The sequence below is a fragment of the Ruegeria sp. CDSA193 genome (assembly GCF_059611885.1).
In genome coordinates this window covers 454,628-471,336 of record NZ_JBXWPN010000003.1, presented here as the reverse complement: position 1 = coordinate 471,336, position 16,709 = coordinate 454,628, and the positions used below count along the sequence as shown (strand labels likewise).

The 16,709-nt window shown below is 56.3% G+C and carries 10 protein-coding genes and 2 pseudogenes; 10 read left to right on the top strand and 2 right to left on the bottom strand.

Annotated elements, in window-relative coordinates; genetic code table 11:
• Positions 1 to 24: 24 nt before the first annotated feature.
• The 7 genes and pseudogenes from AC2FLG_RS07745 (at position 25) to AC2FLG_RS07715 (ending at position 8,468) form a co-directional block, all read left to right on the top strand.
• The gene (locus AC2FLG_RS07745; RefSeq protein WP_496705739.1) at positions 25 to 888 is read left to right on the top strand and encodes an MBL fold metallo-hydrolase; all 864 of its coding nucleotides are present in this window, start codon (positions 25 to 27) and stop codon (positions 886 to 888) included.
• A 7-nt stretch (positions 889 to 895) separates the two neighbouring features.
• A complete protein-coding gene (locus AC2FLG_RS07740; protein WP_496703439.1) occupies positions 896 to 1,696 on the top strand; it encodes an enoyl-CoA hydratase in 801 nt (266 codons plus the stop codon).
• Positions 1,693 to 3,303, top strand: a pseudogene (locus AC2FLG_RS07735) (AMP-binding protein). Before AC2FLG_RS07740 ends, AC2FLG_RS07735 begins: the two are co-directional and overlap by 4 nt.
• Positions 3,304 to 3,332: 29 nt before the next feature.
• Complete coding sequence (locus AC2FLG_RS07730; protein ID WP_496703437.1) at positions 3,333 to 4,487, top strand: glycine cleavage T C-terminal barrel domain-containing protein; 1,155 nt, start codon at positions 3,333 to 3,335, stop codon at positions 4,485 to 4,487.
• Between the two features lie 280 nt (positions 4,488 to 4,767).
• Positions 4,768 to 5,490: an IS5 family transposase gene (locus AC2FLG_RS07725; protein ID WP_496703435.1), complete on the top strand. Its 723-nt coding sequence runs from the start codon at positions 4,768 to 4,770 to the stop codon at positions 5,488 to 5,490.
• A gap of 301 nt (positions 5,491 to 5,791) precedes the next feature.
• On the top strand, positions 5,792 to 7,429 hold the full coding sequence (locus AC2FLG_RS07720) for a hypothetical protein (protein ID WP_496705736.1): 1,638 nt from the start codon (positions 5,792 to 5,794) through the stop codon (positions 7,427 to 7,429).
• Between the two features lie 205 nt (positions 7,430 to 7,634).
• Positions 7,635 to 8,468: a class I SAM-dependent methyltransferase gene (locus AC2FLG_RS07715; protein WP_496705734.1), complete on the top strand. Its 834-nt coding sequence runs from the start codon at positions 7,635 to 7,637 to the stop codon at positions 8,466 to 8,468.
• Between the two features lie 271 nt (positions 8,469 to 8,739).
• Here AC2FLG_RS07715 and AC2FLG_RS07710 read toward each other — a convergent pair whose 3' ends face one another.
• Both AC2FLG_RS07710 and AC2FLG_RS07705 read right to left on the bottom strand, forming a co-directional pair.
• On the bottom strand, positions 8,740 to 9,582 hold the full coding sequence (locus AC2FLG_RS07710) for an SDR family NAD(P)-dependent oxidoreductase (protein ID WP_496705733.1): 843 nt from the start codon (positions 9,580 to 9,582) through the stop codon (positions 8,740 to 8,742).
• Between the two features lie 36 nt (positions 9,583 to 9,618).
• The gene (locus AC2FLG_RS07705) at positions 9,619 to 10,431 is read right to left on the bottom strand and encodes an SDR family oxidoreductase (RefSeq protein WP_496705731.1); all 813 of its coding nucleotides are present in this window, start codon (positions 10,429 to 10,431) and stop codon (positions 9,619 to 9,621) included.
• A gap of 158 nt (positions 10,432 to 10,589) precedes the next feature.
• Here AC2FLG_RS07705 and AC2FLG_RS07700 point away from each other — a divergent pair, with 158 nt between their 5' ends.
• The 3 genes and pseudogenes from AC2FLG_RS07700 to AC2FLG_RS07690 form a co-directional block, all read left to right on the top strand.
• Positions 10,590 to 11,480 (top strand): AraC family transcriptional regulator, encoded by an 891-nt coding sequence (locus tag AC2FLG_RS07700; RefSeq protein ID WP_496705729.1) that lies wholly within the window; start codon positions 10,590 to 10,592, stop codon positions 11,478 to 11,480.
• Positions 11,481 to 12,030: 550 nt separating this feature from the next.
• The gene (locus AC2FLG_RS07695) at positions 12,031 to 15,828 is read left to right on the top strand and encodes a hypothetical protein (protein ID WP_496705728.1); all 3,798 of its coding nucleotides are present in this window, start codon (positions 12,031 to 12,033) and stop codon (positions 15,826 to 15,828) included.
• Positions 15,829 to 16,171: 343 nt separating this feature from the next.
• Positions 16,172 to 16,375: pseudogene (locus AC2FLG_RS07690) on the top strand (IS6 family transposase); the annotation flags it as partial.
• Positions 16,376 to 16,709: the final 334 nt, after the last annotated feature.

Sequence of the window (16,709 nt, the reverse complement as noted above, 5' to 3'; positions counted from 1 at the left end):
TCAACAAATTTCCCAAATCTCAATATGGCAGCAAAGCCTAGTGTCGAAGGGTTCTTTGATCCTGCCAGCAACACGATTTCTTATGTCGTGAAAGACCCCGCATCTAACGCCTGTGCAATAATAGACAGCGTTCTGGATATGGATTACGCCGCCGGGCGGATCACTTATGACAGTGCCGATCGCTTGATCGACGCCATCCAGTCACAAGGCTTGTCGGTGGAATGGATCATTGAAACCCATGTCCATGCCGATCACCTGTCTGCTGCACCCTATATTCAGGATAGGCTGGGTGGCAAAATGGGCGTTGGTGCAGGCATCATCGAAATTCAGGACACCTTCGGCAAAATCTTCAACGAAGGCACGGAATTTCAACGCGACGGGTCGCAGTTTGATGCTTTATTCGAGGATGGTGACACCTACACCATTGGCGAAATGACAGCCTTTGTGATTGCCACGCCGGGCCACACACCAGCCTGCATGGTGCATGTGATTGGCGACGCCGCCTTTGCCGGTGACACGCTCTTTATGCCTGACGGCGGCTCAGCCCGCGCAGACTTTCCGGGTGGTGATGCAGGGCAGCTTTACGATTCTATCCAAACCGTGCTGAGCCTGCCGGGCGAGATGCGCCCGTTCATCTGCCACGACTATGGCCCCGGTGGGCGCGCCATCGCGTGGAAGACCACAATTGGCCAGCAACGTGCCGACAACATCCATGTGGGTGCTGGCAAATCGCGCGAAGATTTCATCAAGTTCCGAACAGAGCGTGACGCGCAACTGGCGATGCCCAAACTGATCATTCCGTCCCTGCAAGTGAACATGCGGGCCGGCGAAATCCCGTGCGACGAAAGCGGCGCACCTATGCTGAAAGTTCCACTCAATGACCTATGAGGGCGAAATGCAAAACGATGATTTGATCCTGCGGGCTGACATCGATGGCGTTACCGTTCTGACTCTGAACGCGCCCATGTCGATTAATGCGTTGTCAGAGGCGATGCTACGCGCTCTGTCTGACACATTTGACGAAATCGCAGAAGATCGCAGTGTCAAAGCAGTGATCTTGCGTACCGGCGGCAATCACTTTTGCGCGGGTCATAACCTCAAAGAAATGTCGGCGCGCCGGGCGGATGCCGACGGTGGATTTCAGTATTTCCAAGACCTGTTTGCGACGTGTTCGGCGATGATGCTTCGGGTGGTGCGCTTGCCGCAACCTGTAATCGCCGAGGTCAAAGGGATTGCCACAGCGGCGGGGTGTCAGCTTGTTGCGTCCTGTGATCTGGCGGTGGCCGCCGACAACGCAACTTTCGCAACATCGGGCGTGAATATCGGGCTATTCTGCTCAACCCCGATGGTCGCGCTTTCGCGCAATGTGCCGCGCAAGCTGGCGATGGAAATGTTGCTTTTGGGGGAATTCCTGCCCGCAGCCCGCGTCGCCGAAATGGGGTTGGTCAACCGCGTGGTGCCCTTGGCGGAACTGGAAGCGGCATCCACAGAAATGGCTAGGATCATTGCCTACAAATCGCCGTCCGCCGTCAAGATCGGCAAGCGTGCCTATTACGAACAGCTCGAAATGCCGCTGGAAGAGGCCTACGCCTTTGCCGGTCGCACGATGGCGGAAAACATGATGGCCAAAGATGCCGAGGCCGGTATCGGGGCCTTCACCCGCAAAGAACCGATGCCTGAATGGACCGGGGAATGATCTACGAGGGCCCGGAGCTTGCCCGTAATGCAGCGAACCACACCGCCCTGTCACCGGTTTCGATCCTCAAACGCGTCGAGCGCGTGCATCCAGAGCTTCCGGCGCAAATCCATGGCCACATCCGGCGCAACTGGGGCGAGGTCGCGGAACGTTGCAAACGGCTGGCCTCTGCCCTGGCCAAACGCGATATCGGCAAGGGCGATACCGTCGCCCTGATTGCGCCGAATATCCCCGAGGCGCTGGAATGCGCGCTGGCTGTGCCCATGCTGGGCGCGGTTCTGAACGCGAACAACACGCGGCTGGACGCGGGCACGATCGCTTATATTCTGGATCACGGCGACGCCAGGGTTTTGTTGGTCGATACCGAATTTTCCGATCTGGCCACTGAGGCCGTCGCCCAATCGGGCCGTGACCTGTTGGTCATCGATATCGAGGATAGTGAAGGCCCGGGCGGCGAGAAAATCGGCACGTTGACCTATGATGCGCTGCTGGCGGAAGGCGACCCGGATTTTGCCTATTCCTTGCCGGAGGATGAGTGGGACGCACTTGCTCTGAGCTATACGTCAGGCACCACAGGACGGCCCAAGGGTGTTGTCTATTCCCATCGTGGCGCCTGGACCAACGCGGTCAACAATGTCGTCACATGGGAAATGCGGCATCATCCGGTTTACCTGTGGACGCTGCCGCTGTTCCACTGCAATGGCTGGTGCTTTCCCTGAACAATCACCATGCTGGCCGGGACGCATGTGTTCCTACGTGCGCCAAGGGCCGACGCGATTTATAACGCCTTCGCCGATCATGGCGTCACCCATCTTTGCGGAGCGCCGATCATCATGTCGATGATCTCGGGCGCAGAGGAAAAACGCGACTTCCCGCAACACATCAATATGATGACCGCCGCCGCCCCACCTCCGGCCAGTGTGATTGCAGGAATGGAGGCGATGGGCATCTCGATCACCCATGTCTATGGCCTGACTGAGGTCTATGGCCCCGCGGTGGTTTGCGCGGAAAAACCCGATTGGGCAGCACTGCCAGCGGAAGAACAGGCAAGCCCGAAAGCCCGTCAAGGCGTCGCGTATGAATTGCAGGAAGACGTGCTGGTCCTGAACCCCGACACATGTGCGCCCGTGCCATGGGATGGTGAAACGCTGGGCGAAATTGTTTTTCGCGGCAACATCGTCATGAAGGGCTATCTGAAAGCGCCCGAGGAAACCGCCAAAGCCTTCAAGGATGGCTGGTTCTGGTCGGGTGACATCGCCGTGCAGCATCCCGATGGCTATATCGAGATCCGCGACCGGTCCAAGGACATCATCATCTCGGGCGGCGAAAACATTTCGTCCATCGAGGTGGAAAAGGCGCTTTATTCGCATCCTGCGGTCAGCCTCTGTGCCGTCGTGGCGATGCCGAATGAGAAATGGGGCGAAGTGCCTTGTGCCTTTGTGGAGCTTTCCGGCGAGGCCACCGAGGATGAGCTTCTGGCGCACGCCAAAGCCCGTCTTGCGGGATACCAGCGGCCAAAGAAGGTGATCTTTGGTGAGCTGCCCAAGACCAGTACCGGAAAAATCCGCAAAAACGAACTCCGAGATTTGGTCCGCGCAAATAGCTGAACTCCCACACAATTAACTGGATACACGTCATGTCCCATGAACTTAGCTTTGCCCAATTCAGCTTTGGAACACAGGTCCGAAAATCCCCTTACTCCGACGCAGCCTTGCGTTGGGGGGCCAAAGGATTTTCCGTCTACAACCACATGTACATCCCCCGCGATTTTGGCGATCCGAGGCAGAATTTCTGGAATCTGGTCAATGAGGCGATCCTGTGTGACGTCTTTGTCGAGCGTCAGGTCGAGATCAAAGGACCGGACGCGGCAAAATTCACCCAATTCCTCAGCTGCCGTGATCTTTCGAAATGTGAGGTCGGACAATGTAAATACGTACTGATTACCGACCAGAGCGGCGGGATCATCAACGATCCGATTCTTCTGAAACTGGCCGAGGATCATTTTTGGCTGTCTATTGCGGACAGTGACGTCCTGCTCTGGGCGCGCGGTATTGCGGTGAATTCCGGCATGGATGTGGAGATTTCCGAACCCGACGTGTCACCGTTGCAGCTGCAAGGCCCCAAATCCCGCGACGTTCTGCGCGCAGCCTTTGGCGATGCCCCGACCGAGCTCAAATACTACCGGTTCATGGAATTTGACTGGGACGGCGTGCCTTTGATTATTTCACGCACCGGATGGTCAAGCGAGCTTGGTTACGAGATTTTCCTGCGCGACGGATCACAAGGTGACCGGCTTTGGGAACATCTGATGGTCGTTGGCACTCCTTTGGGTCTCAAGCCCGGCCATACATCGAGCATTCGCCGGATCGAGGCGGGCATGTTGTCGTATCACGCGGATATGAACCTTGCGAACAACCCCTATGAGCTGGGTATGGGGCGTCTTGTCGATCTGGACACGGAGGCTGATTTTGTCAGCAAGGCGGCCTTAACCAAGATCAAGGAACAGGGCGTGTCGCAACAGCTAGTCGGTCTGGAAATTGACGGTGATCCTTTTATCGGATCCAATGATTTCTTTTGGCCCATTATCAAGGGTGGCGTGCAGGTCGGCGCGGTCACGTCTGCGATCTATTCCCCAAGACTGGAAAAGAACATCGCACTTGCGATGATCAGCATCGACTACGCAGCATCAGGCGGGGTCCTACAGGTAGATAAGTTGAGCGAAATGCGTATGTGCACTGTCGTGCCGATCCCGTTTTACGATCCCAAGAAATCACTTGCCTCAGCGAGCTGAATGGGCCGCTGCATAGGTTTGGTCGCCTGTGCAGCGAAGCGTTTCCCCTCGATGTAATCCGCGTTAAAAAATACGGAGCATAAGTGAGTTCCCTAACTACGATCATAGAAAACGACGGTTTCGTATTGCCGAATTGGAAGCAGACATTGAACAGCCTCATCTGACTGGTCCAAGTTGATTGTTAGGGTCTGGACCCATTGATTTCCGTTTTGCGGCGTGATTCACGGTTCAAAAACGAGCGGTGAACATGTCTGATCTCTTCTGACTTACGGATGCGCAAATGGCGCGTCTGGAGCCGTTTTTCCCGAAGCCCCACGGCAAGCCGCGCGTCGATGACAGGCGTGTGTTGAGCGGGATTATCTTCATCAATCGGAGGTTTGCGGTGGTGGGATGCCCCTGCCGCCTATGGACCGCACAAGACGCTGTACAATCGATGGAAACGGTGGAGCGACAAGGGCATCTTCGCGCGAATGATGGCCGGTCTGGCCGCCGAGCACGGCGAACAGAAGACTGTAATGATCGACGCGACCTATCTGAAGGCTCATCGGACAGCGACCAGCATGGGCGTCAAAAAGGGGGGCGTGGACGCCTGATTGGCCGAACCAAGGGCGGCTTGAACACCAAACTGCACGCCATCTGCGACAGTCAGGGACGCCCGCTGAACCTGTTCATAACCGCAGGACAGGTCAGCGACTACATCGGTGCTCGGGCTCTGTTCAGCGGCATACCGAATGTCGATTGGCTACTCGGAGATCGCGGGTACGATGCTGATTGGCACCGAAAAGCGTTGCAAGACAAAGGGATACGCGCTTGTATCCCCGGTCGGAAGCAGCGCAAGACAACGGTGAAGTACGACAAGCGCCGATACAAACGCCGCAACCGGATCGAGGTCATGTTTGGCAGGCTCAAGGATTGGCGCCGTGTGGCAACCCGTTACGACAGGTGCCCGAAGGTCTTCCTCTCAGCAATCGCCCTCGCAGCTCTCGTCATCTATTGGCTATGAGTCGTCAGCAGAGAGTCCAAAGCGGCCTTTATCTATCTACGCCTATATCGGAGAATTGGGTTTTCTGGGCCGATCACTCGAAATCACCATTTTGGGTCATCAAAAGCCAACTTCGCGCATGTCAATTCCGGCTGGGTGTTGGAAAATGGGACCGAGAAATGTAATCTCTGCTCATCTCCATTGATTGGAGATGAAGTGGCCTGCACGCCGCTAGACCGTTCAGAAGGACGTCGAACGCGATCGTTCGAAATTTGACGGTTTTGAATAAGATGTTCATTTTCAAATGCTTGGGGGGGGACGCATGAGCTATTTCGACCTTGGGACCTATTCACGGCCCAGCGCATCCGCATCAAATGAAGCGCAAACGTGGTTCGACCGCGGTCTGAACTGGACCTTTGGCTTCAACCACGAAGAGGCGGCGGATTGTTTTCGCAAGGCGATTGCAGCGGATCGCGCCTGTGCGTGGGCCTATTGGGGGTTGGCCTTTGCGATTGGTCCAAACTACAACAAAGAGTGGGATTTTTTCGAGCTTGAGGAGCGGATCTCGGTCCTGAAAGAAGCGCACGAAGCCCTGTCGACGGCCAAGGCGCAAGCAGGCATCAACACAGTCGCCGCGGCGATGATCGAGGCGCTCACGGCGCGGTATCCGACCGACCCGGAAGTCGAGGATTTCGGTCCGTGGAACGACGCATTCGCTGATGCGATGCGCCCGATCTACGCGGCCCACCCGAACGACCTTGAGGTGGCGACAGTGTTTGCTGAGGCGCTCATGAATCGCACCCCCTGGGGGCTTTGGGACATTGAGAAAAATCAACCTTCAGACGGCGCGTCGACAGAAGAGGCGCGAAACGTTCTCGAAACCGCATTCTCAAACAACGCTGGTGCTTGGGACCATCCGGGGTTGTTGCACCTCTATATCCACCTAATGGAGATGTCGCCCTGGCCCGAGCTGGCCCTGTCGCATGGGGATCGCCTGCTGGATCTTGTGCCGGATTCCGGGCATCTGGTGCATATGGGGACGCACATCGACGTGCTGTGTGGTGACTACCAGAATGTCATTTGGCGAAATCACCGGGCCGCGGAAGTTGACGAAGCATATGAAGCCTACGCGGGAGCCCAGAATTTCTATACTGTCTACCGTTTGCATAACATCCACTTTGAGGCCTACGGCGCGATGTTCATGGGGCGAAAGTCGCAGGCGCTTGCCGCTGCAACGCGGCTGCAGGAAGTCCTGCCGCGCGAAACGGTCGCGTACCTTCCCGTATTGTTTGAAGCCTTCTGGGGTATGCGTATTCACGTGTTGGTGCGGTTCGGCATGTGGCAGGCGCTGTTGGATGAGACGCTTCCTGAAGATCAGGCGCTCTTTTGCTTCACTACCGCGCTGACCCTTTACGGGCGCACCGTCGCCCTGGCCAACCTGGGGCGCATCGACGAGGCCCGCGCGGCATTTGCGGAATTCCGTGCTGCACAGGATAAGGTCGGCGAGGATCGCTTCATGTTCAACAACGAAGCCCGCGACGTCTTGAAAATTGCGGCGGCTATGGCCGAAGGTGAGTTGCTATACAAATCAGGCGAGGTTGAGAACGGCCTTCTACGTCTGGAGGCGGCCATCGCTGCGTCTGACGGGCTGGTCTACGATGAACCCTGGGGCTGGATGCAACCACCGCGGCATGCGTTGGCTGCCCTGCTGATGGATCAGGGCCGGTTCGCCGAGGCCGAGCCGATCTACCGCGCAGATCTGGGTCTAGATGATACCCTGCCACGCCCGGTTCAACACCCGCGCAACGTCTGGTCGCTCCACGGGCTGCACGAGTGCCTTGAGGCCCGCGGAGAAGAGGTTGAGCGGCGCCACGTCGCGGAGTTGCTTGACCAAGCGCTGGCTAGGGCAGAGGTCCCCATCCGAGCATCGTGTTATTGCAGAAGCGCTGCTGCAGAATAGGTGCGATGGAAGTTAATTTAGTCCCACACGCTGTACAATTCACGAAGCGAACCAAAAAATGGGGTTTTGATACCGCATCAATCGACTGCTTTGCACCCAAAGCAACCTACCCGCAAATGACGGCGAATGCCCATTTCATTTGGCGAACTTGACAATTTGCCCCTTTCGGCGGTCCTCCGAAACGTGGCGACTGAGGAGATGTTGGATGCCTGACAATCAGGAACAGGACACATTTGCCGCCCTCGAAAGGCGCGAATGGGCCAAGTGCGATGTGGCACAGTCCTATGCCGAGGTGTTTGCCAAGGCGGCGGACATGGTTGTCCCACACCTGGTCGCTGCGGTTTGTGCTGGACCGGACACTCGTGTGCTCGATTTGTGCTGCGGACATGGCAATGTATCCGCAGGCCTTTTCAACACAGGTGCTCGCGTAACGGGCCTTGATTTCTCACCCGCCATGCTTGAGATGGCGCGGCTGGCGGTGCCACAGGCTCAGTTCGTTGAAGGCGATGCGATGGCCTTGAGCTTTGAAGACAATACGTTTGACGCTGTAACAATTGGCTTTGGGATGCCGCATATGCCGGACCCCCCGAAAGTGTTGGCAGAAGTTCGCCGTGTTTTGCGCGACGGCGGTCGGCTGGCGTATTCGGTGTGGTGCGGGCCCGAAGTTGACACTGCACTGGGGTATGTTTTTGGCGCCATTGAGGAACACGGGTCGCCAGAGATTGCCTTGCCACCGGGTCCCGGGGCAAATGATTATGCCGATCCGACTATCGCCTTTCCCGTACTCGCCAAGGCCGGTTTTTCAGATTGCCATCAAACCTTCGTCGCGTCGAAATGGCAGGTTAGTGATCCGGGCGCACCGTTCGATTTCTTTCTTGAAGGAACGGCCCGAGGTGGCGCCCTTTTGCGCCCTCAACCTACAACGAATTCGGCCGCAATCCGAGCGGCGGTTGTGGCCAAAGTTCTGGCAAAGCACGGTACGGGTCCTGAATGGGACGTGCCAATTCCGTCTGTCGTGACCTCGGCGGTCGTTGCCTAGCCGATCGGAACGATGTGCTGAAATGCGCGTCGTCGCCATTCATCCAAGTGTCCGGATTGTCCCGCGTTTTGTCTGTTCACACGCATGCCGCAAAAGTCGTTTCGTACCAGAGCGGCCCTCGGTGCAAGTCGCGGCATAGGTTTAAGGAGAGCCCGAAGTCTCAGTTGCCGCGCTTCGTACGAATGTCCGCTAGGTATTTCGACGAGGTGTAAGCCTTGTGATTTGGATAGCAGTTTTGTTGGCTCCATTTACGGCCGCACTTATGGAGCGGCTATTCCGAGACCTCGTGGGCGGCAAAGGCATCCGCATAGCCAGGATGCCAGCGCGACAGCGCGGGCCGGTTATGGATAATATCACCCAAGGCCCATTCGACGCGTTTCCTGTCGCGGGCTTCTGAGACATCGTTGTCGGGGCAGAGAATATAGAAATCTCCGTTCGACATGCGCTGCAGCAGATAGTCGATCGCCTCGTCGCTTGACCATGCCGCCGCGGGCTTTTCGGGCATGAACTTCTGGATCATGCCCGTGTAGGTAAAGCCGGGCACAAACAAATGGGCGCTGATCTCGGCACCCGCCTCGCGCAGCTCGTGGGCCAGCATCTCGGTCATGACCTTCACAGCGGCCTTGCTGGTGTTATAGGCGGCGTTTCCGGGTGGCGTGGTGATCCCCTGTTTCGAGCCTGTGTTGATGACCACGGCAGGGCGCGCTGTGGCGATCATCCGCGGCAGGAAGGCGTGCACTCCGTTCATGACGCCAAACAGATTGACCTCTATCAGTTTCCGCCAGTTCTCGCTGTTTTCCCAACTGCCGGTCGGCAACGCAATCCCGGCATTATTCATCAAGACAGCCACTTCTCCGAGTTCAAAGACCTGATCGGCGAGATCCGTCATGGCTGCGGCGTTGGTCACGTCCGCGGGTATCGCCCGAACCGTCTGGGACGTATCCGCCAGTTCGATCAAATCCGGCTCGGCTTTGTCCAGCGCCTCTCCCGGAAGATCGACCAGCACAACGCCCAGACCCGCCTGCAAGAACCGTTTGGCCGCAGCGAAGCCCACGCCGCTTGCCGCCCCGGTGACAACGGCCAGGCCGCCTTTATCGATTGCTTTTTGGTACATGTTGTTCCCTCTCTTGATGACGGGTCACGTCGTGTTTCAGGGCGCCATCTTTTGTTTAATGCCCCCGATAAACGCCGCATCGTCTTGTTGTTTGCGGGCATCCAGCAAAGCCTCGGCATCAGGTCCTGCGCGATACCGCAAACGGTCGCCGGTGTCGTTGGCCGCGTCCCAAATCACCTCGGCAACCGTCTCTGGCGCAGAAGGGTTCGATGCGAGTTTGCCGAACAGGCGCCCCATAGCTTCGGCCATCGGCACGTAGTCTGACAGATTTTCATCCATCGCAAAATCGAACGAGCTGCCGCCGAAATTCGTCTGGATCATGCCAGGCTGAACAATACGCACCCGTATGCCCAACGGTTCCAACTCGTAGTGCAGGGCTTCGGACAGACCTTCCACCGCAAACTTGGTACCGTGATAAAGCGCGCCCAGCGGGAAGGTGATCTGCCCACCGATAGACGAGATATTGATCACCGTGCCGGAACGGTTTTGACGAAAGTGGGGAAGCACCGCTTTGGTCACCTCCATCAAGCCGATCACGTTGGTGTCGAACTGGCGTCGGATGCGGTCCATCGTAAAGGCTTCGAGCGCGCCATAGGCCCCATAGCCTGCATTGTTCAGCAAAACGTCGATCTGTCCAAAGCGTTCGATGCCCCCTGCCACGGCCGTCGCGATTGAGTCGGCATCCGTCACGTCCAGCCGCGCCAGGTGGACGTTCTCCAAATTGGCAAGATCCGAGCCGCGGGTAGGGGTCCGCATCGTGGCAACGACGTTCCATCCCCTGGCCTGAAAATACCGGGCCGTTGCCGCGCCGATACCGGACGACGCGCCGGTAATTAGAATGGTCTTCATATCTTTGATCCCCTGATGCCTTTGCGCATAATACTCAAGAATTCTGTGGGAATCTTTTTCTATTCTCCAAAAAATTAGCACATTTCTCCAGAAACGGAGTTTTTTTAAGAAATAAGGCTGCGCCCATGCTAAAGGAGGACAAACCAAGGGAGGCGGACATGGAACCCCAGGATTTGTTGGGCTACGTTTCGACACTGCTTGACCAGAAAGGGATCGGCCAGGGCGTTCTTCAGCATGAAGAAAGCGGGACGGTGTTTCTGACCCATCCGACGCCAACCCAACAAGAGGCCAATGTCTACCGTCCTCTTTTGTGTGCGGTGCTGCAGGGCGCAAAGGAGGTTGGCACCAGCACTAGAATCCTGACAGTTGGGGCTGGGCAATCAATGATCGTCAGCAATGCCTTGCCCGTGGTCTCGCAGGTCACCAATGCAACGCCCGAGCATCCCTATGTCGCACTCGTATTCCCTTTGGATCTGGATGTGATGCGCGCCTTGGCGTCGTCGCTGCCACCGTCATCTGGTGCCCGTGTATCGGACCCGTTTTCGATTTGCCTCGCAGATACGGATGATGCGTTACAGGACGCGCTGTTGCGCTATTTCCAACAGTGCGAAACCGATGAGACACGGTGCATGCTCGCCCCCATAACAGCGCGGGAAATCCATGCCCGCTTGTTGATTGGCAAGCATGGCGGCACGCTTCAGAAACTGGTGTGGCATGAAAACGTGGCCAGCAGAATCTTTGCAGCGACACACGAAATCCGCTCTGATCTGGGTCGGTCACTGAGTGTTCCCGAGCTTGCCGGGCGTGTTGGTATGAGCAACTCGGCCTTTTTTGAGCAGTTCAAGGCGGTCACTGGAACGTCTCCCTTGCAATACCAAAAGGACCTGCGGTTGATGCAGGCCCGCAACGAGCTGCGCACAACCGGGTCGAAAGTGTCCGAGATTGCCTATGGCGTCGGATACGAAAGCTCGGCCCAGTTTTCGCGGGAATATGCACGCAAATTCGGATGCTCCCCAAGACTCGATCGAGTTTCTATGGCCGTCCAATAAGGCAAAAAGTAACAAATTCAAACGTCACAGCTCTATTACGGATAAGAGCCTTTCAGCCCGGCCAATTTCCGAAAGCAGCCGTAGGCGCATTCGCAGCGAAAGTCGGCTGCGTCCCGCAATGTGTGAGTTCGAGCAGCGCCAAAGTCTGCACTTGCAGCGAATGACCGGGATGCGGGCTGCGACCGCAGAATCCCAGCAGGGTGCCGAATGTCTCTTATGGGCCGCTCAGTGCTTGCGGCTGCGTGCGCGGTAAAATTGCACAATAACCTGCTCTTCACGTCAGAGATGTGCGGCATTTTGCACTTGGCACCGTGCGGAAGGAGTGCGGTGTTCATTGCTGTTAATGCCTCCGAGCGGCGACGCCCTAGGTGGCACCTGATTGACATTTTGGGTATTTTGGCGCAAAATAAAGGCATATTTAAACAGCATTAACACTATTCCAAATTTGCAAATCACACTTGGTCGAGATTGGTGTAAAGCGTCCTATTTGGCGCAATTCCCAAGAGAAATTGACAGAAGTTCATTTTTAAAACGGAGGCTTACTTTAGCTATGTCCAGTCTTATTCAATCTGTTTTCGGTCGTGTCACCCAACAGGAGAACGGTCAGCCCGTACACGGTATATTGGTCAAGATTCAGGCGGTATTTGGGGATGGCTGGCGCAAGCGAGATGGCTGTAAAATCGATCTTGGATGCGTCCTGACGGCCGCCGATGGCCGATTTGTGCTCATAGTGGATTCGTCGAAAATACCCGAAGACTGTCGATGTGCAGGTCCGATGGAATTGCGGATAAAGCTGCGCGACCGCGATGGCGTGCGCATCCATAAAGCCCGGCTCAAGATTGAGGATTGTTCCTGCACCGACGATATTAAAATCGACGTCGCCATCCCAGCAAAGAAGCTGGCGTGTCACCTGAGGCGCCCGTTAAGCTGGGCTGCACCGGATAAGCCGTTTTTGCCAGAAAGCGTTCTCGATGACATTGAGGAAGCGCTTGAGCTTGCGGATGCTGATCGGTTGCTGCGCAAGCGCACTCACTTCTTTGAGTGCATCCGCCCGACGCTTGCGATTTTTGACAACTCGCTTAGTGATGCCTGGAGTGTTCTGAACGGAGACGTCGCTGCCAAGGGGCGCTATGTGGATGTCCTCAATGCTCTTTGTGCCACGTCGCCAACAGGCTGTGGCTGTGGCGGCGCATCCTGGGATGATGCAGGCGGTATCTTGCAGGACATTTTTTCCGACGACTGTAATGATGACAGCTGTAAGCCCATCAAATCCAAACCCAACCCGGTGTGCTGTTCCGACCATGTCTGCCCGACCGGTAAGTCCCTGATCGCTGACAAAGACATGAGCTTGATGGTCTTTGCGGCCATGCATGTATCCTGTGGTCACAGACCAACAATGATCAAATACGTCGGCGCGCTGCTTGAACAACGTTGCCGGTTCCAGGCGTTGACCGCGCTTCATGAAGCAGCTGTCAACCTGATCTGCAAGAAGCCGCACGCAGGGCGTCATTTTAAGGATCTGCTCGAATATGTGATGTGCATCTGCACCGGTCAAACCCCTTGTGGACAAGTGCCTTGCTGTCAAACTTGTGTCCGCCAGCCCATCCTGGATTGCATCACGGATGCATATAGAAACTGGTGCAGTATCGAATGCTACACCGTGACCAAGATCAACCCAGAGCGTGCCTGCCCCGGTGACACGGTTGCGATCTGCGGGTGCGGGTTTGGCGATATTGCGGGGCAAGTGCAGTTCACCCAGCATGGCACGATGAACCCCGGTCCGATCGCTGTGCCGACCTCGTGGTCAGACGAACGCATCTGCGTGATCGTCCCGTCCAGTGCAGGATGTGGTTTGGCGATCATTCCTCCGACCCAAACGATCAGCGTCTGCGATCGTTTCCTGGACTATCGAAAAAGCGGCACGATGTTGGCTGAGTTCGAAGGCACAAGCGCTGACATTCTCAAGTTTATCGTCAAAGGGCATCAGAACGACGACTGCCTGTTACCCGGCGAGGTTCTGAAAATCCGCTGGAAGGTCTGCGCCGCTGACTCAGTGACTGTGCGCATCGTCAATACAGACACCGGCGCTGCCATTGCGCAGATTTCACCGGCCCCCGATCTGGGACGCTGGGACTTCGATCAGACTGACTTCGACCAAACGACCCGAGTGCGGGTCGAAATCGTCGTGACCGGTAAATGTAAACCTCCTACAGTAAGTCAGGGCTTAGACCTCGTTTTCCAGAACCCGCCGGATCTATCCATCGACGGGGTCGAGGTAACGCAGGCGATACAGTATTTCCGAGCCAACCAGCATCTGACTGATCCAGCTGACCGCGGCCCGGACAACTCACTTCAACTTGTTGCCAATAAATCGGCCTGGGTGCGGACATATCTGCGCAGTGGACAGGATCCGAATTTCGATAATGGGCAGCTCGGCAATGTCAGTGGCACACTTCAAGTGGAACGCCGGGTTGGTGGGATCTGGTCCACGGTGGCCAATATCGTTCCGTCCAATGCCCCGGTGACAGCGCAGGACAGTTTCTCGAGCTACGACGCAGAGAGACGCGACATTGATGCGACGCTGAACTTCATTATCCCTGCCAACGTGATGACCGGGCTCTTGCGCCTTTCTATCACTGTCTCGTCGCCAGACGATTGCTATGGAGGCAGCGGCACGGCCCAACAGCTTGTTGATGTCGATCTTGAGCAAGAGTTGCGCGTTGCAGCCGTCACAATTGGCTATAACGGTCCACCGATGGGCGGCGGCGCCAATATTACCTTGCCTGCCCCTAACGCAGCGCAAGTTGCCGCTGATACCAGCTTTGCCCTTCGGGTTTTCCCGGTAGGCAGTACGCCCAACGTGCGGATCATCGACAGTCAGACAACAACACAAGGTCTGACAAACAACAATTTCCCAGCGGGGGGGTGCGATCCCAACTGGACGCCGATCCTGAATTTCGTGGCTAACGCGCGCACGAATGACGGTAATCAGGGCGATTGGCTTTACTATGGACTGGTCAATGCGGCGATCCCGCGCTCGCATGGCAACACAGGATGCGCCAGCGGCGGCAACGGCGCTGGCTTATCCGGTAGCCCGGTCACGTTAGCGCATGAGTTGGGCCATCAGGCGGGTTTACCACATGCCCCATGTGGCACGGTCGGCACGCCGAACGCGAGCTACCCGCTTTACGAGCCTTACGATACCGGCATGACAACGACCGATAGCAATGGCAACACTGTCTATTCGGATGCGAGCATCGGCGAATACGGGCTCGACACAAATGACGGGACAATACACCGGCCGGCCAACAGTGAGGATCTGATGGGTTATTGCGGCCCCCGGTGGGTCTCGATCTTTACGCATAACTATATGCTGAACCGCGCCGAATTTGACCCGGTGGCGCTGGCAACGGGCGTGTCTGGCGGCAATTCGGTGGGGGCAGGCGCCATGGAAGTCGATCGGCAAGACCAGATGCGTCCTTTCGTGACGATCGTGGGTGAGGTCGGCAAAGACATGCAGGTCTCGGTCGCAAGCCTCGTACGGGTTCCAACCCGGCCCTTGCGGATGTCTGGCGCGCGTACCGATCTAGTTTTGCAGTTGATCGGGGACAAGGACGAGGTGATCTCATCTGCGCCGGTGTTCACAATGGATAATCACGACGCCAATGGCGATGGCTGCGGTTGCGGCGGAGGCGATAAAAAGGATCCGCCTAAACCGCCGTATAGTTTCATTGCGGCAATGGGCGATGTCGGCTCTGGAATTGCAATCCGCATCTGCCAAGGGGACGCAGTCATATGGGAGCGCAAGCGACCGACACGGCCGGTTAAATTGGCTTCGGCTGAAGCCAGCATTGGCAAGTCTGGTCTAAAGGTTTCCTGGAAAACGACCGGGGCCAAGCGTAGTTACGATCCCGATATTTGGCTGCAATGGTCTTCTGATGGTGAACGCTGGAACGGGCTCAGGGTTGGTGCGAGAGGTAACAGCGTAGAGATCGACCCCAACACCATTCCGGTCGACAAGGTTTGGATTAGGGTCCTTGCTCATGACGGTTACTTCACCGCAACGGCAGACACCAAGCAAGTTAAACTGCCACCAGCGCCACCCGAACTCGCCATTATTCACCCCTCTGAGGGGCAAGTGGTGCGCCCGGACCGACCGCTGCATCTCTGGGGTACATTCACTGGCCGCACCGAAGCAAAATCTGTTGAATGGTATCTGGACGGCAAGAAGGTCGCCAAAGATCTGGATGCTTGGATCGATGTACCCAAGCCAGGTGAGCATGTGGCGGAGCTGCGCGTCAAAGGCGCAAACCCGGTAACTGTCAAGTTTTCTACAGGAGCGCGCTAGATGGTTAGCTTCTTTGTGCTGAAAGGGAACTCGATCCAATGCTAGCATCCAGGGCTGACGCCTGAGATCTGGCAAGTGTTAGCCCACAACGCACCCTTCAGGTAGCAGCCGCCGCCGTTTAGAGATCAGATTAGATGTCGTTCGCCATTCCCTGGTGCGGTTTGTTTGCGCGACGGGTGAAAAACCAATGCTTTGCCCATTCGGCACAAAGGCCACGTTTATAAAGAGGCGCCCTTATATACTTGGATTAGTAGTTGGCGGTACTGGTTCTCAATAGACTTAATTATTCTGTCACTGGAGAAAACAACATTTATGACCAGCCCAAAATTGACAGGAGCATCCGGTGACGATCTCATTCAAGGGCTCGCATTTCCCAAAAGATGTGATCTTGCACGAGGTGTTTTTCTATCTGCGCTACTCAGTGTCGTATCGGGATCTGGAAGAAATCCTGGCTGAGCGCAGAGTTAAGGTTGATCACGCGACGCTGAACCGTTGGATCGTCAAATATGCGCCATTGATTGCCGACAAGGCACGTCGCCAGAAGCGAAACTGCGTCCGCCTCTGCAACGCTCGATGGGATTGAAGTTGCGCAGATGATCAGAAAGGGTCAGTTCGGAGTCGGAATCTGCCCGTTCAAGCAGTTTGCGAACCTAACCGCTTGAACTTAATAAATTCCAACCAGCCCTCACACTTCAGAGAATTTTGCGACAAAGCCGCTAAGATCATACCGAACTTGCGAATTCGGACCAACGGTGGCTCTTCCCGCAATATGCGGTCGGAAGGGCAGAGTAGATGAACGGCAGATTCCTTTCGCGAGCTGTTAGTTCGTAGACCTGCCGATTTTGTGGCTGCGGCGAATGTCTCCTTTGATGAGCTGCAGC